The organism is Pseudoalteromonas sp. SG41-2, from assembly GCF_014164535.1.
Taxonomy (GTDB): Bacteria; Pseudomonadota; Gammaproteobacteria; order Enterobacterales; family Alteromonadaceae; genus Pseudoalteromonas; species Pseudoalteromonas rhizosphaerae.
The window spans coordinates 48,570-75,327 of record NZ_JACJFK010000025.1; the positions used below are offsets into that span (position 1 = coordinate 48,570).

The 26,758-nt window shown below is 40.6% G+C and carries 25 protein-coding genes; 7 read left to right on the forward strand and 18 right to left on the reverse strand.

The window, feature by feature from the left end:
- Positions 1 to 4 precede the first annotated feature (4 nt).
- From H5186_RS17695 to H5186_RS17705, 3 genes are all read right to left on the reverse strand, one after another.
- Complete coding sequence (locus tag H5186_RS17695; RefSeq protein ID WP_182739221.1) at positions 5 to 1,495, reverse strand: tryptophan halogenase family protein; 1,491 nt, start codon at positions 1,493 to 1,495, stop codon at positions 5 to 7.
- Between the two features lie 7 nt (positions 1,496 to 1,502).
- The gene (locus H5186_RS17700) at positions 1,503 to 3,038 is read right to left on the reverse strand and encodes a tryptophan halogenase family protein (protein ID WP_182739222.1); all 1,536 of its coding nucleotides are present in this window, start codon (positions 3,036 to 3,038) and stop codon (positions 1,503 to 1,505) included.
- Positions 3,039 to 3,144: 106 nt separating this feature from the next.
- Positions 3,145 to 6,117 carry a TonB-dependent receptor gene (locus H5186_RS17705; protein WP_149980989.1) on the reverse strand — a complete coding sequence of 991 codons (2,973 nt, stop codon included), beginning with the start codon at positions 6,115 to 6,117 and terminating at the stop codon, positions 3,145 to 3,147.
- A 483-nt stretch (positions 6,118 to 6,600) separates the two neighbouring features.
- On the opposite strand from H5186_RS17705, the gene H5186_RS17710 reads away from it, so the two are divergent.
- On the forward strand, positions 6,601 to 7,065 hold the full coding sequence (locus tag H5186_RS17710) for an N-acetyltransferase (protein ID WP_259400365.1): 465 nt from the start codon (positions 6,601 to 6,603) through the stop codon (positions 7,063 to 7,065).
- A 59-nt stretch (positions 7,066 to 7,124) separates the two neighbouring features.
- On the opposite strand, the gene H5186_RS17715 is transcribed toward H5186_RS17710, so the two are convergent.
- Positions 7,125 to 8,174: a GGDEF domain-containing protein gene (locus H5186_RS17715; RefSeq protein WP_182718898.1), complete on the reverse strand. Its 1,050-nt coding sequence runs from the start codon at positions 8,172 to 8,174 to the stop codon at positions 7,125 to 7,127.
- A gap of 221 nt (positions 8,175 to 8,395) precedes the next feature.
- On the reverse strand, positions 8,396 to 9,289 hold the full coding sequence (locus tag H5186_RS17720) for a TIGR01777 family oxidoreductase (RefSeq protein ID WP_182794743.1): 894 nt from the start codon (positions 9,287 to 9,289) through the stop codon (positions 8,396 to 8,398).
- Between the two features lie 134 nt (positions 9,290 to 9,423).
- Between H5186_RS17720 and H5186_RS17725 the strand changes: the two genes are divergently transcribed.
- On the forward strand, positions 9,424 to 10,464 hold the full coding sequence (locus tag H5186_RS17725; RefSeq protein WP_149980992.1) for an AI-2E family transporter: 1,041 nt from the start codon (positions 9,424 to 9,426) through the stop codon (positions 10,462 to 10,464).
- Positions 10,465 to 10,476: 12 nt separating this feature from the next.
- Here the strand turns inward: H5186_RS17725 and H5186_RS17730 are convergent, their stop codons facing one another.
- The 5 genes from H5186_RS17730 to H5186_RS17750 all read right to left on the reverse strand — a co-directional run bounded on the left by H5186_RS17730 (position 10,477) and on the right by H5186_RS17750 (position 13,667).
- Positions 10,477 to 10,887, reverse strand: coding sequence for a hypothetical protein (locus H5186_RS17730; RefSeq protein WP_149980993.1), 411 nt, complete (start codon positions 10,885 to 10,887; stop codon positions 10,477 to 10,479).
- Positions 10,874 to 12,211 (reverse strand): ATP-binding protein, encoded by a 1,338-nt coding sequence (locus tag H5186_RS17735; protein ID WP_149980994.1) that lies wholly within the window; start codon positions 12,209 to 12,211, stop codon positions 10,874 to 10,876. The genes H5186_RS17730 and H5186_RS17735 overlap by 14 nt, the downstream gene beginning before the upstream one ends.
- Complete coding sequence (locus H5186_RS17740) at positions 12,205 to 12,879, reverse strand: response regulator transcription factor (RefSeq protein ID WP_058558569.1); 675 nt, start codon at positions 12,877 to 12,879, stop codon at positions 12,205 to 12,207. The genes H5186_RS17735 and H5186_RS17740 overlap by 7 nt, the downstream gene beginning before the upstream one ends.
- Positions 12,880 to 12,882: 3 nt before the next feature.
- Complete coding sequence (locus tag H5186_RS17745; protein WP_145233630.1) at positions 12,883 to 13,146, reverse strand: PepSY domain-containing protein; 264 nt, start codon at positions 13,144 to 13,146, stop codon at positions 12,883 to 12,885.
- Positions 13,147 to 13,364: 218 nt separating this feature from the next.
- The gene (locus tag H5186_RS17750; protein WP_182718901.1) at positions 13,365 to 13,667 is read right to left on the reverse strand and encodes a YciI family protein; all 303 of its coding nucleotides are present in this window, start codon (positions 13,665 to 13,667) and stop codon (positions 13,365 to 13,367) included.
- A gap of 316 nt (positions 13,668 to 13,983) precedes the next feature.
- Here H5186_RS17750 and H5186_RS17755 point away from each other — a divergent pair, with 316 nt between their 5' ends.
- Positions 13,984 to 15,408 carry a sodium-dependent transporter gene (locus H5186_RS17755; RefSeq protein ID WP_182718902.1) on the forward strand — a complete coding sequence of 475 codons (1,425 nt, stop codon included), beginning with the start codon at positions 13,984 to 13,986 and terminating at the stop codon, positions 15,406 to 15,408.
- Between the two features lie 66 nt (positions 15,409 to 15,474).
- Here the strand turns inward: H5186_RS17755 and H5186_RS17760 are convergent, their stop codons facing one another.
- Both H5186_RS17760 and H5186_RS17765 read right to left on the reverse strand, forming a co-directional pair.
- Complete coding sequence (locus H5186_RS17760) at positions 15,475 to 16,116, reverse strand: CPBP family intramembrane glutamic endopeptidase (RefSeq protein WP_145233636.1); 642 nt, start codon at positions 16,114 to 16,116, stop codon at positions 15,475 to 15,477.
- A gap of 60 nt (positions 16,117 to 16,176) precedes the next feature.
- The gene (locus tag H5186_RS17765) at positions 16,177 to 16,770 is read right to left on the reverse strand and encodes an inner membrane-spanning protein YciB (protein ID WP_145233638.1); all 594 of its coding nucleotides are present in this window, start codon (positions 16,768 to 16,770) and stop codon (positions 16,177 to 16,179) included.
- 174 nt (positions 16,771 to 16,944) lie between these two features.
- Here H5186_RS17765 and H5186_RS17770 point away from each other — a divergent pair, with 174 nt between their 5' ends.
- Complete coding sequence (locus H5186_RS17770) at positions 16,945 to 17,214, forward strand: HU family DNA-binding protein (protein ID WP_145233641.1); 270 nt, start codon at positions 16,945 to 16,947, stop codon at positions 17,212 to 17,214.
- Positions 17,215 to 17,274: 60 nt separating this feature from the next.
- On the opposite strand, the gene trpA is transcribed toward H5186_RS17770, so the two are convergent.
- From trpA to H5186_RS17800, 6 genes are read right to left on the reverse strand one after another with little or no spacing between them, the layout of a single operon-like run.
- Complete coding sequence (gene trpA, locus H5186_RS17775) at positions 17,275 to 18,105, reverse strand: tryptophan synthase subunit alpha (protein WP_182794744.1); 831 nt, start codon at positions 18,103 to 18,105, stop codon at positions 17,275 to 17,277.
- A complete protein-coding gene (gene trpB / locus H5186_RS17780) occupies positions 18,102 to 19,286 on the reverse strand; it encodes a tryptophan synthase subunit beta (protein WP_145233645.1) in 1,185 nt (394 codons plus the stop codon). The genes trpA and trpB overlap by 4 nt, the downstream gene beginning before the upstream one ends.
- 7 nt (positions 19,287 to 19,293) lie before the next feature.
- A complete protein-coding gene (trpCF, locus tag H5186_RS17785) occupies positions 19,294 to 20,658 on the reverse strand; it encodes a bifunctional indole-3-glycerol-phosphate synthase TrpC/phosphoribosylanthranilate isomerase TrpF (RefSeq protein ID WP_145233647.1) in 1,365 nt (454 codons plus the stop codon).
- On the reverse strand, positions 20,651 to 21,679 hold the full coding sequence (gene trpD, locus H5186_RS17790) for an anthranilate phosphoribosyltransferase (RefSeq protein WP_149981183.1): 1,029 nt from the start codon (positions 21,677 to 21,679) through the stop codon (positions 20,651 to 20,653). The genes trpCF and trpD overlap by 8 nt, the downstream gene beginning before the upstream one ends.
- Before the next feature lie 53 nt (positions 21,680 to 21,732).
- The gene (locus H5186_RS17795) at positions 21,733 to 22,350 is read right to left on the reverse strand and encodes an aminodeoxychorismate/anthranilate synthase component II (RefSeq protein ID WP_182718905.1); all 618 of its coding nucleotides are present in this window, start codon (positions 22,348 to 22,350) and stop codon (positions 21,733 to 21,735) included.
- A 1-nt stretch (position 22,351) separates the two neighbouring features.
- A complete protein-coding gene (locus tag H5186_RS17800) occupies positions 22,352 to 23,920 on the reverse strand; it encodes an anthranilate synthase component 1 (protein ID WP_182794745.1) in 1,569 nt (522 codons plus the stop codon).
- A 423-nt stretch (positions 23,921 to 24,343) separates the two neighbouring features.
- Here H5186_RS17800 and H5186_RS17805 point away from each other — a divergent pair, with 423 nt between their 5' ends.
- The 3 genes from H5186_RS17805 to H5186_RS17815 are packed head-to-tail and all read left to right on the forward strand — an operon-like array spanning position 24,344 to position 26,663.
- Positions 24,344 to 25,201: an RNase RNM gene (locus tag H5186_RS17805; protein WP_182718907.1), complete on the forward strand. Its 858-nt coding sequence runs from the start codon at positions 24,344 to 24,346 to the stop codon at positions 25,199 to 25,201.
- Positions 25,194 to 25,814, forward strand: a complete 621-nt coding sequence (locus tag H5186_RS17810; protein WP_145233655.1) for an L-threonylcarbamoyladenylate synthase — start codon at positions 25,194 to 25,196, stop codon at positions 25,812 to 25,814. The genes H5186_RS17805 and H5186_RS17810 overlap by 8 nt, the downstream gene beginning before the upstream one ends.
- 15 nt (positions 25,815 to 25,829) lie before the next feature.
- Entirely contained in the window at positions 25,830 to 26,663 is an 834-nt protein-coding gene (locus tag H5186_RS17815; RefSeq protein ID WP_149981003.1) for a ScpA family protein, read from the forward strand.
- Positions 26,664 to 26,758: the final 95 nt, after the last annotated feature.

The following is a 26,758-nucleotide window of genomic DNA, read 5'->3' on the forward strand; positions in this document are numbered from 1 at the left end:
CAGATTATTCAGCAAGACAATATTGTTGTAAGAATGCTTTATGTGTTGGCAATTGTGCCACGCGTTGAGCAATTTGCTGTTTGATACTGTTCAGAAAGTGGCTTAACTCATCATCACTCATCAGGCTTGCAATTAAATGGTATTGTTTGGGTTTGAGACCTTGACCCAACATTACTTGCACCCATGAGTCGACTCTAAAAATATCGCCGTCATCTAAAAATACCCGCCCAGTTTCTTTGAATAAACTAATTTTATGAACAAGGGTATCAGGCACTTCCATATTTTTACAATGACGCCAAAATTCGCTATCAGTGCGATCAGTGACTTTATAATGCAAGACAATAAAATCACGAATGTTTTCAATCTCACTTTTTAGCTGTTTGTTGTATTCGTGGATTGCTTGTTCGGTAATACCATCAAATGGAAATAGCCGGATAAAGCGAATAATGCCCGACATAATTAAATGAATACTGGTAGATTCAAGGGGTTCAACAAAGCCACTGGCAAGCCCCAGAGCAAGGCAGTTTTTGTTCCAGCCTTTGCGTCGGCGGCCAGTTTTAAATTTAATTACTTTGGGTTCAGTGAGAGTTTCACCTTGAATATTACTGAGTAAAAGCTGCTTTGCATCAGTATCGTTTAAATAACGGCTACAATACACTAGACCATTACCTACGCGCTGTTGCAGAGGAATTTGCCACTGCCAGCCTGCATCATGTGCAATTGAGCGGGTATAAGGCACTATATCATCGCTAATGGCTCTAGTTTGTACTGCAATTGCGCTATCGCACGGCAGTAAGTGTGACCAATCTTCATAGCCGGTATGCAAAGCCTGTTCAATAAGTAGTCCGTTAAAGCCGGTACAATCAATAAAAAAATCACCATTTACGATACTTTCATCTGCAAGAGTTAGGCTGTTTATGAAGCCCGAAGTGGCGCATTTATTAACGTGGATTATTTTTCCCTCTAGACGTTTAACCCCTAGTTGTTCTGAAAATTCACGTAGGAATAATGCATAACGACTCGCATCCATATGAAATGCATAATTAATTGGATTTTGCTGATTAAAAGCACACTTACCTTGTTTAGCTGCTTGCAGTTCATAACAGTAATCACCAAACTCGGATTCAAGTCCTAATGTTAAGCTGTGTAGCCAAAAATGATGAAATTCACCTGCCCAGCATTCTTTGCCCGTCATGCCAAATGAGTGAATATAATCGGTGTTTTTTTCGCCCCAGTTTTCAAAACTGATCCCTAATTTAAAGCTTGCTTGGGTAGCTTTCATAAATGCTTGCTCATTTATGCCAAGTAATTTATGAAAAGTGCGGATCGGTGGAATAGTAGCTTCACCAACACCAACCGTAGCAATGTCGTCGGATTCGATAAGGGTGACATTGATATTTTTACCAACGAGTTTACTGAATGCAGCCGCAGCCATCCAACCAGCTGTACCACCGCCAGCGATAACCACATTTTTTATAGGTTTGTTGTGTGTCATTGTCAGGTTAAGCCTTATTGTTTAAAAGTTGATTTAATAATGCGCGATTTGTTGGTAACCCTTGTAAGTATTTGGCAATTTTTTCACGGTTTTGCTGATAAAAATACTGCCCAGCTTTAGCGTTATTAAAGGTATTTTCTGCTGTTGTATTTTGCGTGTGAAAGCCCATTCCATACAATACATATTGATAGCTGGCAGAGGGGAATACCTCTTCGTTTTCAATTAAATCAAACCTGCTTGGTGGTTGATATTGCCAAAGTGCCAGCAATTCATTCAAACGAGTAGGAATGCTCGATGGTTTTTTTATATCACGCCAGTATTGACTATCATCACGTTCACTTAATATGTAATGTAACTTTAAAAAGTCGATTACTCGCTGCCAGCGATAACTAAAGCGCTGATTAAATCGTTTAGCCAGCAAGTCCATATGAGTACGGTTTTGCGGCATTTGTTCGCTTAACATGCTGATTGAAAGCTCCACCATCGCCAGTGCTGATGCTTCAAGTGGCTCTATAAAACCTTGCGACATACCAACAGCAACACAGTTTTTTACCCAAAACTGTGTGCGGTAACCAGGAAGAAAACTCAGCTTGCGAGTTTGTATTTGCTCGGCGACTTGTTCACCAACAGATAGCGCAGCATAGCTCTTTAAGGTGTTCACAGCGGTTTGTTCATCGCAGTATTTATCGCTATAGGTATAACCGATACCACGACGACTCGGTAGACCAATATCCCAGATCCAACCATGTGGCTGCGCCGTTGATAAAGTGGCTGAGGCGATCTCTTGTTGATTATCGTTATAAGGGAGATGTGCAGCGATAGCGCTATTATTAAAAAGAATATGATCTTGTGTGATAAGCGTTGCGCCATAGTGCTCACCAATCAAACGCGCCCGAGCACCGGTACAATCAATGAATAAGTCGCCGTCTATGTCACCGTGCTTTATGGTGGTGAGTGAATGAATATAATCGTCATGACTATTTTTTACTTCGATGACGTCATCAATAATATGATGCACATTGAGTTTTTCTACGCAGTGGTGTTTTAAAAATGTGGCAAACTTACCGGCATCAAGATGATAGCCGTAATTAGTGACCGCCGCGTATTCTGGTGTGTGTAACTGCTTAGGTGCAAGTGCTGCTTGGCAAACAAAGCTTTGCATATTAACGGCGTCGGCATATTTTTGAGTGCTTGCATGATGTTGCCAGTAAGCGTGTAAATCGGTTTCTAAATAGCCTTCGGGAGTCATAAACGGATGATAGTAGTTTTCGCCTATATTTATGTTACGCCAGTTTATGAATTTTGAACCTTGCTTAAATGAAGCATCGCAGTGACGTATAAAATCTATTTCTTCGATACCAATTCGCTTGAGCGTATTGCGCATAGACGGCCAAGTGCCTTCGCCTACACCTGAAATAGCAATGTTTGCAGACTCTATTAAGGTAACCTTTTGTTTAGGGTGTTCAGCGGCTAATAGCCCTGCACTTAGCCAACCTGCTGCGCCACCACCTAATACCACAATGTGTTGTATTTTATTATTCATTGTGTGCTCTGTTGTTTTAATAAAATTGCTATTAACCTGCAACGCAAAAAGCCGCTAACAACTAGCGGCTTAATACTCATGGCGTTAATGAGTCAATAACCCTTGCTTAGAAGTTATAACGCATACCAATATTATAGCGTGCACCATTTTGTTCTAAATTCCATAACTGTGCTTCATACCGGCCATGTTGGCGCATATTTTGTTCAGTAATGTTAAGCCCTTCGACAAAGAACGACATTTGTTCACTGTAGTTGTAAGCAATATTAAAATCAATTTGGTAATACTCTTCTGTAAAGCCCGGTTCGTTAACGTAACGGGCAGCACTGTTTAAGAATTTATCACGCCAGTTATAGGCGATACGCGCCTGAAACTTATCGTTTTCGTACATGGCTATAAAGTTAGCTGTGTCGCTTAAGCCAACGAGGGCAAATTGTGTGACGGTTGGATCAGCGGCTACATTATAATCAATATCACCATTTACTATGGTGTAGTTAGCTTGTAAGCCAAAACCCGTGTCGCCAAAGAAGTGTTGTACGGCAAATTCATAACCATCAATTTTGGCATCTTTACTGTTGGTTGGTACTTGTGCCGTAAAGTCCATCAGTGGGTCATCACTGTTTGGTAGAACGTCGTAAGCGGCTTCAAATTCTTCATAGCTCATCGAGTCAAATGCTACACCATTTTCCATTGCAGCGACCATTTGGAATAAATTTGAATCAGTAAACGCAAGACCTTGTGCCTCAAGCTCTGCTTTGGCTGCTTGTGCTCTTGGACCCGCAGATGCATCGCGTAAGCCGTAGTAGTTTTGAGTCATTGGTGATAGACCAATAAAATTATCTACTTTTTTATTAAAGTAACCAATCGACACATAACTTAGATCAGTGAAGTACCACTCAGCAGATACATCAAAATTATTCGATTCAAGTGGGACAAGGCTAGGGTTACCAGTTGCTGCTGGTGCATTAGTGGTGCCTGGAATGATCGAAGGGCCGGTAGGTACACCTACCGTTGCCGCAGAACTTAAATTGTCGTAAGTAGGGCGGGCAATAGTGGTACTGTAAGAGGCGCGAAGAGTCACATCCTCAATAACGTTAATGTTAAAATCTAAGCTAGGTAAAAAATGGTTATAGCTTGAGCTCAAGGAATAGTCATCTTTATTGGTGCCGTAACGCACATTAAAGTCGTTGTTACCTTCCCATGCAACTGCATCAGGTAAATCAATATTAGCAGTTGAGGTAATATCGGTTGTTTCATAGCGCGCACCAATCACAAGGTTAAATACCATACCATTGATTTCGTTACTGTAATTATATTGTACAAATGCCGCTTGAATATCTTCTTCAATAGTGCGATTTGTTGCAAAGGCGCCATCAGCCGCAAAATTGAACCCGTATTGATCTGCCGCCCAGTAACCAATCTGTGAAGCACTACCGGTAAAGCCTTGATCAAACGAACCACTGGTATCGTAATCATCAAATTCGGCTAAAAAATTAGTTGGATCTAAATAGCCATCGGGTAGTTCACCAGGGTTTTCAATGCCCCAGTTACCCATTGTATTACGTGTTAGCGATTGTAAAGAGTGACTTTCCATTGAGCGTGACTCAATACCAAAGTCGATACTGCCGTTGTCTATGAGATAACTACCGTGTAGTCGAAATTCATCAACGGTTGATTCTTGACTTGCAAAGTTTGCATCTAAAATTGAGCTACCTACATCAGCTTGATCAAGCGCTCCTGAGCAGTTTAGATTTGTGCGACTACAGTCATCGAAATCTATTACCATAGAGGGTAAGTCACGGCTAAAGTCAACTTGTTGTGCGGCCACGACATTGGCACCTAAGCCTGCATTTATCCAACTACCATAAGGCGCATCGGGTTTGCTGGTGGCTTTTGAGCTGTGGGCATCAAACGTAAAGTTCAGTTGATCACTAAAGTAGTATTGAAGGTTTAAACCGATTGAATTATTTTCGTTTACTTGATTTTGCTCTTGTAATGCTAAGCCTAAGTCGCGAGTGGATAAGTCGCGGCGTTCTTCACGGTAATAAATAGGTGTTTTAACAGCATTGTCATCAAATGTTAAATGGGTTTTATAGTTGTCCATCCAAATTGATTGCTCTGCACGGGCTTCAAATAACTCTTGCTGTGAGTAAGTATAATCAAGTGTTGCGGTAAACGAGTCAATAGGGCTGTATTGCAATGTTAATTGAGCATTAGTACGAGTTCGCTCACGATCTGCAATGGTGTAGCGCAAGTCTGATGGCATTGAATAATACTGGCCCATCGCAGGAGCATTTTCTAATACAATGTCATCTGCTGCTTGAGGGATGGTGCCATCATATTCTGTGGTGCGCCATTCGCCAACAAATGCCCCGGTTGCTGAACTATCACGCTGTTGCATACTTGCTGTGAGTGAAGCACCAAATTTAGCATCTTCATCTGTCCAGCTAAAGATCCCTGAAATTTCTGGAGTAACATCATCGCCGACACGGTTAGTTGTATCGTGCTGTGCTTTAACACCAATATTGGCAACTAGGCCAGGGTTATCAAGCGGACGAGCAGTATTGATATTAATGGTTGCACCAATGCCACCAGATGCGATGCTTGCTTTACCTGTTTTATATACTTCCACTGATTTCACACTTTCTGAGGCAAGATTAGCAAAATCATAGGCTCGAGAGTTTGGAGCACCACCACCAGCAGGAAGAGAGGCCGCAGGCATTGTACGTCCGTTTAATGTCACCATATTATAATCTGGACCAAAACCACGCACCGTCACTTTAGAACCTTCACCATTGCTGCGGTCAATTGAAACACCGGTAATGCGTTGCAGCGATTCAGCTAAATTAGTGTCTGGAAATTTACCAATGTCTTCTGCAGAAATGGCATCAACAACCCCAGAAGAGTAACGCTTAAGCTGAGTTGATTCTTTGATACTGCCTTTAAAACCGGTGACTTGAATCACTTCTAATTCACTTTGTTGTTCAACCTCGGCGGCAAACGTAGACATAGTGGTTGCGGCACCTAAAATCAAAGATAAGCTGGTGGCTAACTTTGTTTTCATTAAAATATGCTTGGACATTAGACTTCCCTCGTACTGTTATCATTATTATTTACTCGCCACAAAAATGCGGCGGTATCACTGTGTGTGGAAGCGCTTCCATAGCGGCTTGTATTAATTTCTGTGGAAGCGCTTCCAGAAAGGCTAGTGTAATTTTTATGTTGCGTCAACAACTGTGTTTAATTTATTGCAGCTAAAATGTATTAAATTTGTTTATTTGGATGTGGTGTTTATTGTTTTATATATAATTATCGGTCAATTATTTTTTATTTTCATCTTTGTAACTTTATTAGGTAAATGAGTGTTCGCATGGTTTTTATGCCCATAAATATGAAAACAACTGAACTTAAACGGGAGGCTAATTGAATGATGGAGTAGCAATTAGCATAAGTAAAAAGTACCTTATTGTTATTATCTAATTGCGGTTGGTATATTTATAACGTATTGTTTGTTATCAATTAACATGGAATATATCGTACTTCCCGAGATTAAGTAAGAGTCGTTATGTTGTTAACTCACGTCAGAAATACCCACATAAAAGAAATCATGTCATGGTTTTTAAATGAAGAAGAAGTTCATGCATGGGCTGGGCCTAATTTTAGATACCCGTACGATTTTAATTCTTTCAAAAAGGGTTTAAAACTTGATGAAATAAACTCATTTGTATTGCTTGCTGATGATAATACGCTAATGGCTTTTGGTCAGTTTTATTTACGTATTGGTCGTTGTCATCTAGGTAGGTTAGTGGTTAACCCTGAGTATCGTGGTGGTGGCATTGTAGCAACACTAATTACGCAGCTCAGTGAACTAGGTCAATCAACTTTAGCTACGCAAACATGTTCTTTATTTGTATTAGCTCATAACAAAAGTGCGATTAAAGCGTATAAAAAACTTGGCTTTGTGCTTGCTGATTACCCAGAGCCAATACCACTTGCTAATTGTTTGTATATGACAAAGACACCAGGCTAAGTTTAATCAGTGGTTATACTCAGTGGACTCAGTGCTTAAAAAATTACAATTCAGTTCGGTTACATAACACCGTTGGCAACATGGTCGGTTTGTTGATCACTAATAACCACTTGATCTCTCCCTTTTGCTTTAGCGATATATAAGCGTTTATCGGCTTGATCTAACAGTGTTTTAATTGAAGCATTGGCATCATAACTACTGCTAATTCCCACACTTACTGATAAATTAATAGTGTTTCCTTTAAAACGTAAGCTATGCCCTCTAATTGCATCACAGAGTTTTTGAGCAGTTACCTGAGCTTGATTAAGAGATTGATCAGGGAGTAATAAAGCAAACTCTTCACCACCAATTCGCGCAGCAATATCGTTATCATTTAGCTGTGCCATGATATGTTGCGCGATCCATTTAATAGCGGTATCACCTGTGCTGTGACCATATTTATCATTAACACTTTTGAAGTAATCAATATCGATCATAACTATCGAAAATGATTGCTGATATGCAACGCCTTGTTTGAGGAGTTTTTCACCTTGCATAAAAAAACCACGTCTATTTAAGAGGCGGGTGAGCACATCGTGATTGACTAGTCGCTGAAGGTTTTCTTCAATATTTACAAATAATAAAAACGGCAATACCAAAGCTGTAGCAGTCGCTAGAATGACATGGCTTACTAAAATTATTTGTAGCCAAAGACTATAATCAGTTGCAGAATTACTAACCAAAGGAGCTAATAACATAAATGCTTGTATATACATGATCAAACAATGGCTAATAAAACAGCCGGACAAGATTTTTTGTTGCATTGGTGCTACGCATTTCATCTTATGAACTAAACATGCGCCGTAAATAAAGAGTGTTGCAATAACAATACTTGTCACCAATTGGCCTGCTGTAATAGCATAGATTGGTAGTAACACAATTGCACTGACAATCACTAAGGTTAAAAAGTGCCGGTTAGTATTTTTAGTGAGGTTAGTTACTTTCTGCAAACCAATAAGAGCGAGTATAGGACTAATTATGATGCACATATCAGCCAGATAGTGCGTAATAAAAGGGTTATCAAGCACTATTCGCAGGCATGCTAAAATTTGCGCGGCCACAAATACCATACACGACCCGCCTAAGTATAAATAACAGGGTTGTTTTTTATAATTATAAACGGTAAAAAAAAAGCCGCCGATCAGGACATTCAAAAGTAATGATATGCTCATCACAGTAGGTAAATGTAGCATTATGAATCTGCCTTGTTTAATCGAGCTGCTTTAGTCACTGTTGTTATAATTATTATGTATTAGTATTTAAATAGCAAGGTAGTATTAAATTGCTGCATTTATTGTAATAGGTTTGTAAGTGCACTGTCTAATTTTTTATAACGAAAGCAATAGTTGCTATCAAGTGCTTTAGTTGGTTGTACATATTGTCCGTAAAGCAGCAAATCTGCCATTTCACCCATTACTAATTTTAGTACCCATGCAGGCATAGTTATTTTTGCTGGTCGATTTAATACCTTACCTAAACTTTGACTAAATTCGCTATTTGATACAGGTGTTGGAGCGGTCATATTAATTGCGCCGCTGAGTTGCACGTTATTGATAATATGTATAATTAAATTAATCATATCCTCGATATGTATCCATGACATGCCTTGCTGGCCATCAGCAATAGGACCACCTAGTGCTAATTTAAATGGTGGTAACATTTTGGCTAATGCACCACCATTGTTAGCTAAAACGATACCGGTACGTAATAAACATACTCGAGTATTGACTGATTCTGCTTGCAGGGCGGCTTGTTCCCAATCATGGCATAGTTGATGACTAAATTCAGGGGTCACATCAACAAAGCTTTCGTCAATTACACTGGTGGATTGGCGACCGTAAAATCCGACCGCACTGCCTGATATAAAAGTATGCGGCGGTGTATCGCATTGGTTAATTGCAGCGCTAATTTGTTGAGTGAGCGAAATACGGCTGTCTCGCAGTATTTGTTTTTGTTTGTCGCTCCAGCGTTTATTTACGATGGGTTCACCGGCTAAATTAATAATGCAATCGAGATTATTAAAATCAACCTCTTCAAGGGAGTCAGTCGTATGAATGTTCTCACCTAACAGTTTTGTCGCATTTGCAGGATTGCGGGTGAGCACTGTCAATTGATGTTCTTTGTTCAGCTCAGGGCACAAATGACGACCGATCAGGCCTGTTGCGCCAGTTATTAAGATATGCATAGCAATATAAAACTCTTTTAGTAATTATTTATTGGTTATACGTAGGGTAGGCTGCTTTGATCACTTTGCAAATATTTCATTCTACAGACTTTTCACATACACTAGCTGCAGTTTATATTTTAAAGGATTGTAGTTTGGCTAGTTTAACTGGGGTAAACAAAAGTTTAGTTATCTTTGCAGCGTTGGTGGTTGCTTTAGCCGGTATTAAAGCGGCAAGTGTAATTGTCATTCCGTTTGTACTTGCAGCATTTATTGCCATTATTTGTAGTCCTTTATTAAGTTTTTTTGGTCGGTACAAAATACCTAAAGGCATCGCGATTATGTTAGTGATGTTGATGGTGGTTGGCTTAGGGGTTAGCCTTGCCAGCTTAGTCGGGCAATCATTGACTGACTTTTCACAGCATTTACCTGAATATAAAAGTAAGTTACAGGATGAGTTTATTTGGTTGGTTGATGTTGCTGCCAAGTACAATATTTTGCTCAATAAAGAGCAAGTTATATCAATGTTCGACCCAGGAAAAATGATTGATGTTGCCACCGGTATGCTGACTGGCTTAGGTGGCGTGATGGCAAATTTGTTCTTAATTATTTTAACTGTGGTATTTATGCTTTTTGAAGGGCCTATGCTTAGTCATAAAATTCATATGGCATTAGACGATCCTGATATGAAAATGCAGCAAATAGACCGTTTTTTAAATTCTATTAATTCTTATTTAGCGATCAAAACAGTGGTGAGTGTTGGTACTGGTGTATTAGCCGGGCTACTACTGTGGATCTTAAATGTTGACTACTTCGTGTTATGGGGAGTAATGGCATTTATGTTTAATTACATCCCTAATATTGGCTCTATTATTGCCGCTATCCCAGCTGTTTTATTAGCTTTGATCACACAAGGACCCTTGGTCGCAGGGATCGTAGGTGCAGGTTATTTAACTATTAATACCGTGATGGGTAATATAGTCGAACCAAAGTACATGGGCAAAGGTTTAGGGTTGTCGACCTTAGTGGTATTTTTATCACTGATCTTTTGGGGCTGGCTGATTGGCACTGTAGGTATGTTGTTATCGGTGCCACTGACGATGATTGTTAAAATTGCCCTAGAAACTAGTGATGAAGGACGTTGGTTAGCGACTCTTTTGGGTAATGGTGAAGAAATCGAGTCACCGTCTAAATAGCCACAGTGGTGGTTAGATAGGTTGTTTTAATACAGTGATGTGCTGCTCTAACATACGCAATTCACAGCGTTTATATACAATAGCAGCTTGGGTGGCGTTAGGTACTTTGTGTAAATAACGCCATTTACAGCTGTCTTCCACGTACTTATCATGACTAATAATGCTACGTTTAAAGATTGGTAGTAACTGAGTGTTACCGCTATCTTCTTGGATCTTATTTAAATCTAAAGTGATTTTATTTATCCAGGTTTGTTGAATGCGGGTTAAGCTTTCTATTTGTTTATCTAAACATTGAATATATTTTTTAGCTTCATCAGGTGTTGCTTGCTCAACGACAGTACATTGCTCTTCTGCTGCAAACGTTGTTGTACTCAGTGCTAAAAGTAGTGCTGAGATTGTTGTTAACCGACTATTTTTTATCATTATAGTTAAACTCTAAAATAAATTTCGCGCCGCCTAAGGTATCAGCATCTAAAATAGTCAGGGTACCGTGATACGACTTTACTAAATCTGACACAATCGCCATACCGACACCATGCCCGCTTTCGTAGGTGTCCAAGCGGGTACCTCGAGTAAGTAAGGATTCGCGTTTATCAATCGGCACACCGGGCCCATCATCACTAATAGCGATGGTGAGATTGCGTTTTTGAATGACTTGGATATCGACTTGTGAACGACAAGCTTTACAGGCGTTATCAATTAAGTTACCGAGTAGTTCGAGTAAATCAGTTTTGTCACCTAAAAAGTAATCTTTGTCTTTAACCGCATGGGTAAAAATAATATCTTTATCGCGGTAAACTTTACTCATTGCATTGAGGATTGAATCGAGCACCGGCTTAATGGCTGTTTGTTTTTTCCAAGTATCAGATGCACCTGTTGCAGCACGTTTTAATTGGTGTTCGATCATCACATTTATACGGTCAAGCTGCTCTTGGGCATCGGCATCGTTGGCAAGCGGGCTCGATTTTAATACTGCCAGTGGCGTTTTAAGCGCGTGAGCTAAGTCGCTTAAAGACGCACGATAGCGCTCTTTTTGGCGTTGCTGAGTTTCGAGTAGTAAATTTAAATCGGCTTTTATAGTTTGCAGCTCAACAGGATAAAGTCCTTTAATTTCTTGAATATCACCTGACTCAATGGCTTTTATTTCTTTATCCAGTCGTTGCAACGGCCGCGCGCTCCACACAAAACCCACAGCCATTAATGCTGCAATGGCTACACCCATGACGTACATCCAGTTTACAAGGGTTTGTTTAAAACCATCCATTAAGCGCAGTAGAGCATCATTGCGTTTTAATAAAATAAAGCGAGCATGCTCTGACTGGTCAATGTTATTTAAAATAACGGTTAGGCTAAGTTGCCAATACACGGTATTTTTATATTCCACACGACGAAAATCGGCAGCGCCTGCTTTGGTTTCTAGTTCGTCAGGCACAAAGTTAACATTTACCGCCGACTCAGAGTGCCATACAGGCTGCTCTTCACGATAGATCATCGCATAAGTATCAGAGTTTAAACGATTCAATTCAGGAGCTAAAATAGTGCTGGGCATGATAATGCCGCGCTCAGTAAAATCGACTTCTGAAATTAAAGAATATAAATGGGCTTCGAGGGTTTTTTCGGTGGCTTCGACTAATGAAGCGTAGTACGCCTTACCAATAGAGAAGAATAGGATAGGTAAAGCGACTAATAAAACAAAGACAAGGATAAATCCTTGCCTTACTTTTAACGGTATTTGCGATGCTACCACTGACTTTTAAGCCTGTAACCGCGTCCGCGTAGTGTTTCTACTGGATTTAAAGTACCATCAGGGTCAAGCTTTTTACGTAAGCGCAGTACGAATACTTCGATTACATTTGAATCTAAATCAAAGTCTTGATCATATATGTGCTCTGTAAGCTCAGATTTAGAAATCACTTTTTGTGGATTAACCATTAAATACTCAAGCACTTTGTATTCGTATGCGGTGAGACTTAGTTCTCGGTCATCAACCCACACTTGTTGTGAGCGGGTATGAATTTTAATAGGCCCAGCAGTCATTTCAGGATTTGCTTTACCTGCGCTACGACGAATTAACGCATTACACCGCGCTATTAACTCTTCAACATGAAATGGTTTAGTTAAATAGTCATCAGCACCAGCATCAAGTCCTTCAACTTTATCTTGCCAACGGTCACGTGCTGTTAAAATCAGGATTGGAATGGTGACCCCTTGTGCACGGGCTTTATTGATCAGTTCAATACCATCGATTTTTGGTAAGCCTAAATCAACTACCGCCATATCAAGAGGATATTCTGTGATGTGAAATAAACCAGCTTCGCCATCATGACAGAGATCGACACTATAACGTTCTTTTTCTAATGCATTACGCAGATTGTCTGCTAAGTGTAAATCATCTTCAATTACTAAAATTCGCATTTCTTAATCCTTCTTCACTTCGCCGGTCTTTTTATTGACATGAACGTCGACGACATGGCCGTCCGATTTTAATATTCTTACAGTATAAATATCGTTAAGTACGGTAATTTTAAGAGTTTTACCATCTTCGACTTTTTTAGCAAGCTCAACAGCTTGTTTTTTATTGATCTCAGCTTTATTGACTTGAGATGCAGCTTGGCTACTAGTCGAAAAAACACTCGAAAATAGCACAGTGATGGCGACGCTGAGAGCTAACACAGTACGCATGATGAAAAACTCCTAAACCAGACCTGAATAGTTTAATGAACCAAGTAGCTATAATTCAAGTGAAAAATCACTAAATCTGATGATTCAATGCAACAGAGTTTAATTAACATCCGGTGAACAAACACTGAATTGTGGTGATTTGGCTCTAAGTCTTATAGCCATTGCATTAAATTCTGGTTCATTTAAACAGTGTAATCCAGTTTGGTTGTTGGTTTTACTTAGCCAGGAAAAACTTTCTTAAACGGTTTAACTTGTGAGTTTTCATATACGCCACCGTTTACGTAAGGATCTGCTGCAGCCCATTCGCGAGCCGCTTCTAATGAGCTAAATTCTGCAATCACTAAAGAGCCAGTAAAACCAGCGTCAGCTGGCTCGGCGCTATCAATGGCAGGTAATGGACCTGCTGTCAGTAATCGGCCTTGCTCCTCTAATTCTTGCAAGCGTGCTAAATGAGCAGGGCGGGCGGCTTTTCTTAATTCTAAGCTATTTTCAACATCAGTTGAGTAAATCATATACAACATGGTGTGTTCTCTGGATTTCAATATTATTGGAATTATGCTGATATTAGCACAGCAAAATTAATAGGCGAATAAATTGCGATTAGTTTAGAGTCTTACTAAAGCGCGAAAGCTTTACGCAGTTTTTAGTTAACTTTCGAGGCTATAAACTGATGCTGCGATTTAATCACTGTTAGCTTGAACAAATTTTAATCTTAAAAGAACAACAACCTCTAAGGTTTACAGTATCATTATATTTTTAAGTGGAATCTGCTTGAAAAGCCCAGCACAACACTGGTAGAGTCGCTTGAATGGTACAAAATAATAATAAGGTTTTTAAATGAGCGATACTCGTGAGCATTTTAGCTCCCGCCTCGGATTTATATTAGCAGCTGCTGGCTCTGCGGTCGGTATTGGTAACTTGGTTGGTTTTCCAGTCTCAGCAACAAAAAATGGTGGTGGTGCATTTTTGCTCGTTTACGCGCTATTTGTTGTGTTTATTTGTTTGCCGGTAATGATGGCAGAGATGGCAATGGGACGCCAAGCACAAAAAGATCCACTAGGCTCTTACAAGTTATTATCAGGTAATGATGCTAAGTGGAGTTTTGCTGGCTTTTTAGCAGTATTAACCCCGTTTATGATTGCAGTGTTTTACATGGTTATTACAGTCTGGATTTTTGGTTACTTAAGCCAAGTTGCGGTTGGGAACTTAGATGTGTTGGCTGATCCAAAAAGCTTTGGGGTGTTTATTAATAGTTCCAGCGTGTTTGCGTATATGGCAGCCGTGGCATTAATTGTTAATTTGATTTTAGTCGGTGGTGTTAAGCAAGGGATTGAAAAAGCAGCTAAGTTTTTAATGCCCGCATTGTTCGTATTGCTAATCGCATTAGTGGCGTATGTATTGACGCTAGACAATGCTATGGCTGGCGTTAAGTACTATATTATCCCTGATTTTTCTAAGATGAATGCCAGTGTCTTGAATGGTGCATTAGCGCAAGCGTTTTTCTCATTGTCGTTGGGTATGGGTATATTGATGACTTACGCTTCATATATCTCGAAAAAGGATGACATTGTTGGCAGTGCTAAAATGGTTGCACTGACTGATTCACTGGTGGCGTTTATTGCCGGTCTTATGGTGCTACCAGCTATCTTTAGTTTTAACCCAGATACTGATCCTACTAAATTGTCTGACTCATCTGTGTCGATGATTTTTGAGTTTTTACCAAAGATTTTACTCGCGCTACAAACTGATATTGGCTATGTTGGTGCATCAATTGTTGCGTTTGTGTTTTTCTTGCTGGTATTTTTTGCTGCAATTACCTCGTTGGTATCCATCGTTGAGGTGCCAACAGCTACGCTAAGTGACCGTAAAGGCATAAGTCGTAAAATGGCGTTACTGATATTAACTGGTAGCATCGGTGTACTGACAGTGTTATGTACTATGTCGTTTGGTATGGTTGAAGGGTTAACTTCATTTACTAACTATGGTGGAGCGTCTAAAAGCTTATTTGATATTGTGTATGATGTATTTTACGACACTATCTTGCCATTGAATGGTTTAATGGTATGTTTATTCGTGATGTATCGCTGGAAAAAAGTACGTTTAAGTGAAGAGCTAAGCCAAGGTTGTCCAGGCTATGCAGGTAGCTTTACTGAAAAATACGTTAATTTTTCGCTATCAACCTTTATTCCGGTAATTTTAGTAGTTATATTTATTAATACCGTAGCGACTAAGTTTTTTGCTATGAGCATTTTCGGTTTTTAATTAATACAACTAATTGAGCTTCCCATAATTAAGCCGTGTTAAGTATCATTAGCACGGCTTTTTCAGTTAAGAGATTGTTGCCGAATCTAAGTACTGACCTATTCCTAATGTAAACATCCACAGTCCCCATAAGCTGTGTTCGATAACGCAGACAAACGTGGAGCGGCTTTGAGCATAGGTAAATGCAAATAATAACCCGCCTATAAATGCCAGTAGTACTGCCACCCAATTAGCATAAACAATATGCGCTAAAGCAAATACTGTGGCGCTAACAATTATGCGCACCGTTTTTTTTGGCATGATGCGTTTATAACGATGAAAAAAATAAGTTCGAAATATCAACTCTTGCGGCATGACTGACAATAATGGATAGAACGCGAGTAACATTAACCAGTCATTAAATGAGTTTCGAGGCAGCATAAACCAATTACCTTGATTAATGATCCCGTAAAAAACCCCTGAAAACAGTGCGCCGATAAAAAAGAAACTAAACAGTCGGCGTTTCACTGCGGAAAATTGACCAAGGCTGGTAAGTCTAAAGCGTTTAAAGTGGGGATCGCCTAGCAGCAACATACCGCAGACACTCATTAACACGATTAACGCGGGGATCAGCCAATTAGCAAGGTAGGCACGAAGGTAAAAACCCAGCAAAGGAAGGCATACAAATATAAAGGTAAATTCAAACCAGCGGTATTGATTGGCGTTCAAGGTCGTCTCAGCGTGATTTTGTATACTAGGCTAACAAGCTAAGACGACATATTTATGACATTAAGAGCGCTTTTTATTGTCTACTTTGGGCTCATCTTCATCGGGTAAATATTTATACAACATGATGATAGTGGCAAAAAGACTGACAAATGTGATCCCCATTAAGCCAAACACTTTAAAGTTAACCCAAAAATCGAGAGAAAAGTTATAAGCGATATAGATATTTAACGCTGATATTCCCGCTGTGATCGCTATCCACAATATGTTGAGTTTATCCCAAAGCGACTCAGGTACGGTAATTTCTTGCTCAGAGTCTGATGCATTATTTAAAATGGCACTGAGTGCTTGTTTAACTAAATTTTTACCAAGAAAGTAGCGACTGATCAATAAGCTTAATGAGAGCACAGCGTAGATGATAGTGGCTTTCCACTTCACAAATTGTTCATCATGAAACACCAGCGTAAGAGTGCCTAAAATCACTGCAATGGCAAAAAATAACCATTGGCGTGTAGGTACTTTGCCTATTTTAAAATAAGAATAAGCGACCTGCAGAAAAGTGGTGCCCATTAATAATGCCGTTGCCCAGTAAATATCAACTAACTTGAATACCGCAAAAAATAAAATTAGCGGAATAAACTCAATTATTGCATGCATAGAATGCCCAAAAATTTAAAACCAAAAATAGTTGCAGAGGTTGTATCAACTTATTGTGTTGTTTACAAGGTTGACTTAGTAGTTACTAACCCTTAGCCTGCGTGCCTTTGTATTCAATCATTACCAAAATCTGCTGAACAGTGACTGAGTAAGCGGTATTTTTAGGAGCATTTTATGAATAAAGCACAACTGATTAGTGCAATGTCTGCACACAGTGAATTAACTAAAAAAGATTCTCAAGCGGCTTTATCAAGCATGCTTGCAGCCATCACTAAATCATTATCAGAAGGTGATCAAGTGCAAGTAAATGGCTTTGGCACGTTTGCGTTAAGTTATTATCCCGCACGTACAGGACGCAACCCACAAACGGGAGAGGCAATAGACATTGAAGGCGCTAACAAGCCTGTATTTAAAGCAGCAAAAGCGTTGAAAGAGAGTCTTTAACGCGTTTGATTACCAGAAAAGGGCCGCAACAGGCCCTTTTCTTATTTTCGAAGTATGAATTTACAGCGCAGTTGCAGCTTTCATGCTCGCTACGAACTGTTGTAAACCACTGAGCATAGCTTGAGGGGTATCGAGATTCGCTTCAATAATTTTCACTACCGCCGAGCCAGATATAGCACCCGCTGCACCGGCATTAAGTGCTGCTTTTACATCATCAGGGGTTGAAATCCCAAAACCTAATAACGCAGGGGCGCTGTGGTATTCTTTTAGTTTAGTGACAATTGATGTCGCCGGCATTTGTGCTTTAGTTTCTGTGCCTGTTACACCCGCACGAGATAGCAAATAAGTATAACCACGGCCATAAGAGGCACATTCGCGTAAAGTGTCATCAGATGCGTTAGGCGTGGCTATAAAAATGGGGTCAATGCCATTACTCATTGCCGCTTTGCGAAACATTTTAGATTCATGAAGCGGCACATCTGCAACTAGAATTGAGTCAACGCCAACTGCTTTGGCATCTTGGTAAAAAGCCTCTAAACCGCGTTTAAAAACTAAGTTCGAATACAACAATAAACCAATTGGGATATCAGCATTGTACTGGCGTACTTGTTTGATGATATCAAAGCAATCTTGGGTATTTATATTTACTTTAAGAGCGCGAATATTGGCAGCTTGAATAACTGGGCCATCTGCTATTGGGTCTGAAAATGGAATACCCAGCTCTAAGCCATCAGCGCCGCCATCAATTAAGCTTTTGATTATTTCAACGCTCAGTTCTTTATTTGGATCGCCAATTGTAACAAACGGCACAAATGCACCTTGATTTAGCTCGCTTAAACGGGCGAACATTTTACCGTAGCGGTCTGTTTTTTGAATTGCTGTCTGGCTCATAACTGATCCCCTTTAGAAAGTACATCCATAACGTGTGATAAGTCTTTGTCGCCGCGACCACTTAAATTCACTACTAAAATTGACTCTTCAGTTTGCTGCTCTGCATACTTCAGTGCATAAGCTAGTGCATGACTTGATTCGAGCGCAGGAATAATCCCTTCGTTTTTAGCCAGTAATTGGAATGCTTCTAATGCTTCGGTATCTGTAATACCCACATATTGCGCACGGCCAGTTTCATGTAAAAACGCATGTTGTGGGCCAACAGCTGGGTAATCAAGACCCGCTGAGACAGAATATGATTCCTCAATCTGGCCATCATCATTTTGCATTATATATGTATAAGTACCGTGCAAAATACCTTTGGTTCCTTTACAGATTGTTGCACCGTGCTCGTGGGTATCAAGCCCTTTGCCAGCGGGCTCTACGCCAATGAGTTTTACACTTGGCTCGTCAATAAAATCTGTAAACATACCAATGGCGTTAGAGCCACCGCCTACACAAGCAAGTACCGCATCAGGTAGGCGACCTTCAGCTTTTAATACTTGTTGTTTCGCTTCTTCACCAATCACTTTTTGGAACTCACGAACGATGGTAGGGAATGGGTGAGGACCTGCAGCAGTACCAAGTAAGTAATGCGCTTCTTTATAATTTGCTGACCAATCACGAAGCGCTTCGTTTACGGCATCTTTTAATGTGCCAGAGCCTGCAGTAACCGGGATCACTTCAGCGCCCATTAGTTTCATTCTAAATACGTTTGGTTGTTGGCGTGCCACGTCTTTAGCGCCCATATAAATACGGCATTTTAAACCAAGTAATGCACACGCAAGCGCCGTTGCAACGCCGTGTTGGCCTGCGCCTGTTTCAGCAATAACTTGTTTTTTACCCATGCGTTGAGTTAATAGTGCTTGGCCTAACACCTGATTCGTTTTGTGCGCGCCACCGTGCAGTAAGTCTTCACGCTTTAAGTATAATTTTACTTTTGGGTTTTTAATTAAGTTACGCGTTAATGTCAGCGGCGTAGGACGGCCAGCATATTCATTAAGTAACTTTTCCAGTTCAGCTTGAAAAGCCGGATCTGTTTGCGATTTATTAAATTCGTTTTCGAGTTGTTTAAGTGCTGGTACTAGCAATTCTGGGACAAACATGCCGCCAAATTCGCCGAAATAAGCTGGATTATTCATATTAACCTCAATATTTACGGATGCTAATAAATGCATCATTTAATTTGTTTGGGCATTTTTTACCGGCGCTTTGCTCAACCCCTGAATTTAGGTCGAGTCCATGCGCACCTTGATATAATGCACCTTGAATATTTTCTGGGTTTAAGCCACCAGCAAGCATAAATGGCTGCTTAGTCTCTTTGAGTATTGCCCAATCAAAGGTCTTACCGGTACCGCCAGCTTGCGTATCGCTGTGAGTATCGTATAAGTGGCGATCAACGCCATTGACAGGTGCTGGCAAGCTATCCTTCACAGCTTGCGCCTTCCAAATCTGGCAATTACTTGGTAGCAAAGGACGCAGTTCGTTTATATAGACTGCGTCTTCTTGGCCATGTAATTGCACTGCTGCAAGCTTTAAGCTCTGAGCATGATTGACAACGTCTGCGATTGTTGCGTTTACAAATACGCCTACATAGGCAAGCGGGGCACTTTGCATAACTTGTTTTGCACAATCTAAATCAACAAATCGAGGGGATTTAGGTGCAAAAATTAGCCCCCCATAAACGGCACCACTTTCATAAGCGGCAATGGCATCTTGGCTACGGGTTAAGCCACAAACTTTGTTTTCACCTAAAATTACGCTTCGACAAGCGCGCTCTAAATCACGCTCTGCCATCAGAGAACTACCGATTAAAAAGCCATTACATAACGGGGCCAAGCGTTTTACATCTTGGTGTGTGTAAATACCTGATTCTGAAATAACCACTTTGTTATCAGGAATAAGCTTTCTTAGTGCCTCTGTGGTAGCTAAGTTAGTGCTCAAATCACGTAAATCACGGTTATTAATACCAATAATTTGCGCATTGAGTGCCAGGGCTCGATGTACTTCAGCTTCGTTGCTCACTTCGGTGAGGATTGCCATGTTTAGGCTTTTTGCAACTTTTTCAAGCGATTGATATTGCGTATCATCGAGTACTGACAACATTAATAAAATAGCATCGCCGCCATAAATACGGGCCAAATAAATTTGGTATTCATCAATAAAGAAATCTTTACAGATCAATGGTTGCTCTACTTGACTGCGCACAAATTCGAGATAATCAAAACTACCCTGAAAATATTTTTCATCGGTTAACACACTGATGCAGCTAGCGTAGTTTTTATAAACACGGGTGATCTCGGCTAAATCAAACGGCTCTCGAATAAGGCCTTTTGACGGCGAGGCCTTTTTGCATTCCAAAATAAACTGAGTGCCAGGCGCTGCAAGGGCTTTATAAAAATCACGATTTGTGGGTATTGCTTGATGCTTAAAGCTCTCAAGAGGGCGCTTGGATTTGCGTTCAATGAGCTCTATTTTTTTATCTGCAACTATTTTGTCTAATACATTAGCCATTACTTACCTCGGAGTTTGCGTATTCTTTATTACTGCTTATGACAATGGCATTTAAGGTATTCAATGCACGGCCGCTTTGTAAAACCTCTTTAACTTGCATTGCGGCACTTTTAAAATCGTCGGCTTTATTGGTTAAATAAAGCAACGCAGCAACGTTAACAATAATGGCCGCATTGTGCGCGTCGGTGCCGTTACCAGCTAAAATAGCCATGCTAGCCTTGGCGTTATATTCTGGCCCTTCACCGGCAAGTTGTTCAAGTGAATAGTTTGCAAGACCAAAATCAGCAGGGGTAAGTGTGTACTGGCTGATTTTTCCGTTGTTAAGCTCTGCGACGGTCGTTTCACCGTGCAAGGCTATTTCATCGGTACCCGAGCCATGAACGACCATTGCGCGCGGTGTACCTAACGTTTTTAAGGTGTGTGCCATCGCTAAGCATAAACTTTCATCATATACCCCCAATAATTGCACATCCGGTGCTGCTGGATTTGCCAATGGCCCTAAAATATTAAAAATAGTACGGGTTTTTAAAGTCGTTCGCACACCCATAGCATGGCGTACGCCGCTGTGATAATGCGGAGCAAATAAGAATGTAAAGCCGGTTTGCTCTAAACACTGCGCCGCGTGTGCTGGGTTCATGTCTATATTGATGCCCAATGCTTTGAGTAAATCAGCGGAGCCGGAGTTACTCGAAACACTGCGATTACCGTGTTTGACCATATTTATACCGCAAGCTGCAGCAACGATGGCGGCGGTGGTGCTAATATTAATAGTGTTTGAGCCATCGCCGCCAGTGCCACAACTATCGACAAGGTTTGTTAAGTGAGTAATAAAAGGTATCGCATTAGCACGCATTGATGCGGCAGCTCCTGCGATTTCGTCGCTTACTTCACCTTTTATTTTCAGTGCCACTAAGATGGCTGCCAGTTCGATGTCATTTACTTTGCCTTGCATAATGGCATCAAATAACTGTTGGCTTTGACTAAAGCTTAATGATGTTTGCGTTAATAACACATCAATCATTGAGCCAATGCTCGCCTCACTGGCTGATTGTTGGTTTACTGACATACTATCCTCTACTGCTGTGCACTGGCTAAAAATTGCATACTTTGTTGAAGTAGCGCGGCGCCATTGGGCGTCAAAATAGACTCAGGATGAAATTGATAGCCAAGGGCTTTATCGTCACGATGATAAATTGCCATCGGTATTGACTCATAGTGGGCTATCACTGCAACACTGTCGGGTACTTTCGTGGCCATCAGTGAATGATAACGTGCCACAGGCATACGTTCCCCCATACCTGCAAATACTGGGTGCTCACCAAGCTCAATGATTGATGATTTACCATGTACGGTTTCTCCAGCATGGCCAATAATACCGCCATAACTTTGTGTTAGTGCTTGTTGACCAAGGCAAATCCCCAACATTGGAAAACGGCCTTTGCATAGTTCAATCAATGCCATTAAACAGCCCGCCGCAGTGGGGGTGCCTGGGCCCGGCGACAGTACTAAAATCACTGGTTTAGTTTCCGCACACATTTTGTCATAAATCACCTGCGCGTCTATGTTGTTACGATATACCACTAAATCGCTGCCTAACATAGAAAGTTCATCGACTAAGTTATAACTAAATGAATCAAAATTATCTAAAAAGTAGATTTTTAAGTCCGTTAAGTTGTTGATGTTTTCACTCATTTTAGTGTCCTTGGTACGTCGATTGAATGGCTGTAATAACCGCTTGTGCTTTAGCACGAGTCTCATTGGCTTCAGATTGAGGGGCTGAGTCAAACACAACTCCGGCACCGGCTTGTACATACGCGGTATTATTTTTAACAAAGGCCGAGCGAATAACAATGCAACTGTCCATGGCGCCGTCACCGGTTAAATAACCTACCGCACCACCGTAACTACCACGGCGCTTACCTTCAGTTTGCCTTACCAACTCTGCCGCGCTGACTTTAGGCGCACCAACTAAAGTGCCCATGTTCATACAGGCTTGGTAAGCGTGTAGGGCATCCAGCTGAGGTTTTAATGTGCCAACAACGCGTGACACTAAATGCATTACTTGCGAATAACGGTCGACCTTTAATAGCTCTTTTGCGTGGCGAGTTCCCGGGACACTGATACGAGCTACGTCATTTCGTGCTAAATCAACCAACATTAAATGCTCAGCACGCTCTTTTTGGTCGTTGCGCAGTTCCAGTTCAATACGACTGTCTAAATCTGGATTAATTTGGCCATTAGCAAACTTTCCTCGCGGGCGAGTTCCTGCAATTGGATATACTTCAACTTGTTGTGATGTAGCGCAAAACTTTAAAGCTGACTCAGGAGAGGCACCAAATAACGCAAATTCACTGTCGCGCATATAAAACATGTACGGGCTTGGATTTTGTTTTTTTAGTTGGCTGTAGGCATGTAGTGGGTTGGCGCAAGCTAACGAGAAGGTACGCGATGGCACAACTTGAAAAATATCGCCATCGACAATGTGTTTTTTCAAACTATTGACCTGTTGGCAATAGAGCTCGTCACTAATATCAACACTGACGTCACTGCTGCCAGCACTTTGCTGCGCACTATAGCTATCGGCTTGGTCGCATAAGGTATTTAAACGTTCGAGCTTTTTACCCACTTCAAAACAGTTTGCATGCACATCAGGGCCATTAAAAACGTTACCAATCAGCTCAGTGGTTTTAGCTTGGTGATCAATTACCACTAAGGTTTCAGCTAAATAAAATACGTAATCAGGACAGCTATTTTCTCCATCTGGTACATCACTCAGTTGTTCAAAGTTGGCTACCATGTCGTAAGCAAACACACCGCCTAAAAATAACGAAAATGGATTGTTTGTGGTGCTGCTGATACTATTTATACAACAGCGCAAGGCACTAAAAGCATTATCGGCAATCAGCTTTGAGGCTTCATCAATATTATGATCGATACCTTGATATTCGATGCTGAGAGTTTGCTTGTTTAATTGAGTATGGCAGTTTTCTAATTTAGTTTGTAAATAAGGCAGTAATTGCTGACCATTATTAGATTGCGCCGTTACTGTGACTGTTTTACCTGTGCAGATTATTTTTAGTGCACAATCTACCAAAATTAAACTTTTGACACTGTCTTTAGAATCAATTTCTGCTGACTCTAACAGTAATGAATTATCTTTATCAAGCAATCCATATAGTGCCAATGGGCTATGTATATATTCTCGCACTTCGGTGATGCTAGTAACTTCACCTGGCGTTGTTGTTATATGACTAAAAATCAAACCTCATTCCCTCAAAAAAATAAAACCCCGCAAGCTAAGCTATGCGGGGTTTGAATAACGATACCTATGTTTCAGATAGACCATTACCGTCCCGCTATACCAGGCGCCACCACCAATGATGTGTAAGAGTTGCTACGTTATTCATGTTTGTTACCCTAAAATTTAAATATAAAAAAACCCGCAATAAGCGGGTTTAGAATGTGTTAGACACGACAATTCGTCACCCGATAATTTACGAGTGCCACCACCAGATAGTGTTTTGGATTGAATTGATCATTGTTGTAGTTCTATTTGTGTCTCAAGTGACTACAGTAAACCGTATCAACGGCGTTAGTGTCAAGTATTTATTTAAAACAATTTATTAAAAAATTTTGTTATACTTAATAACAACTTTCGCACATTTAATAAGAGCAGTCTTCTCTTTTGATAAAATACGATTTACACAGTCATACCACACATTCTGACGGGCAATTAACTGTTGAGCAATTATTATTGCGTGCAGTTGAAAAAAAGATAGATGTGTTTGCGATCACTGATCACGACACCACTGCTGCGGTTAAACCTGCACAAGCATATATAGAAAGCGAATCTCTACCATTAACCTTGATATCAGGGGTTGAAATTTCCACTAAGTGGGAAAGTTTTGAGATCCACATCGTGGCATTAAACGTAGATATCAACGAGTCAACACTGACCAGCTTATTGACTATCCAACAGCAAAAACGTGCTGATAGAGCTGTCGAGATTGGTCGCCGTTTAGAGAAAAATGGCTTTGATGGCATTTATCAACAAGCGCAAGAGCTTGCCGCAGATGCACAAATTACCCGTGCACATTATGCAAGAGCACTTATTGCTCGTGGCGTTGCAACCACAATTCCTGGGGTGTTTAAAAAATACCTTGGCCGCGCTAAAACGGGTTACGTACCAAGCGATTGGTGTGATATGCAAACCGCCATTGCCGCCATTCATGCCGCAGGTGGCGTTGCTGTGATTGCCCACCCTGGGCGTTATCAAATGTCAAATAAATGGCTGCGCAAATTATTGAGTCAGTTTAAAGATGCCGGTGGCGATGCAATGGAAGTTGCACAACCACAACAAGCACCAACTGAGCGACAGTTTTTAGGCGAATTGAGCCGTGAATACGATTTACTGTGTTCGCAAGGATCTGATTTTCATTTTCCTACTAGTTGGCTAGAATTAGGAAAAAACTTATATTTGCCAAAAGATTGCCAAGGCGTTTGGCAAACTTGGGAAGGGCAAACAGGAGAACTAAATGAGTGATTTTTTTCATATTCATCCAGATAATCCACAACCACGCTTAATTAATCAAGCGGTCGACATTATCAAACAAGGTGGTGTGGTGGTATACCCAACCGATTCAGGCTATGCAATAGGCTGTAATTTAGGTAACAAACAAGCAAAAGAGCGTATTGAGCGCATCCGTGGTATTGAAAAACACCATAACTTTACCTTAGTATGTCGTGATCTATCTGAGCTTTCTACTTATGCACGAGTAGATAACCAACTGTTTAGATTAATTAAAAACAATACACCCGGGCCTTATACGTTTATCTTTAAAGGCACTAAAGAAGTACCAAAACGTTTGTTAAACGACAAGAAAAAAACCATTGGTATTCGTGTAATAGAACATCCAATTACCTGCGCATTGTTAGCCGAGTTAGGTGAGCCATTGATGTCGTGTTCATTAATTTTACCCGGTGAGCAGTTTACTGAGTCTGATCCGGACGAGATACGTGATCGCATAGGTAATCAAGTTGATTTAATTATTCATGGCGGCTATTTAGCTGAGCAAGCAACCACAGTGATCGACCTGTCAGAAGATACTGTTGAGGTGCTGCGTGTAGGCTGTGGCGATACAGCTCCATTTGAATAACTACGCCGATAAACCATGAACGAACTACATACTGATGATGTAGCTCAAATACGAGAGCCGGCGCAACAAAAGTTGCCGCTGGCTTTTTTGCATGGCAAAGAAGTAATGAATACCCCGGAAGATTTGTATATTCCGCCAGACGCTCTAGAAGTTATTTTAGAAACCTTTGAAGGGCCACTTGATTTATTACTATATTTAATAAAAAAACATAAGTTAGATATTCTGGAATTGTCGATTTTTAGCATTACTGAACAATACGTCCGTTATGTTGAAATGATGACCGAGTTTCAATTGGAGCTTGCTGGTGAATATTTGGTGATGGCGGCATTACTTGCACAAATAAAATCACGACTATTACTGCCAAAACATGAAGAGCTTGAGGAAGAAGAAGATCCACGGGCTGAATTAATTCGTCGTTTACAAGAGTATGAGCAATTTAAGCTAGCTGCGCAGAACCTTGATGATATTCCACGTGTTGGCCGCGATATTTTTATTGCCCATGCGTTAGTGCCTGAGCAGAGCGAGCACGCTCAATTGTTACCTGATGTTGATTTAAAAGATTTACTATTTGCGCTCAGTGATGTGATGGCGCGAGCTAAAACTTTTGAGCATCATCAAATAACCGCTGAAGCTTTATCAACTCGCGAAAGAATGAGTTTAATTTTGCAAAAGTTATCGACAGTCGGCACGCAACTTCCTTTCACTGACTTATTCACTCTTGACGAAGGCCGCAGTGGTGTAGTGGTTAGCTTTATTGCTATGCTAGAGCTCATCAAAGAAAACCTTATCACTTGCTTGCAAGTCGATCCTACAACACAAATTTATATCGGTTTGGTTGAAAATAATTAAACAATTATTAGGGTGATGATGTTTATCATTGATTAACTTGCTAACTTGCTAACTTGCTAACTTGCTAACTTGCTAACTTACTAACTTGCTAACTT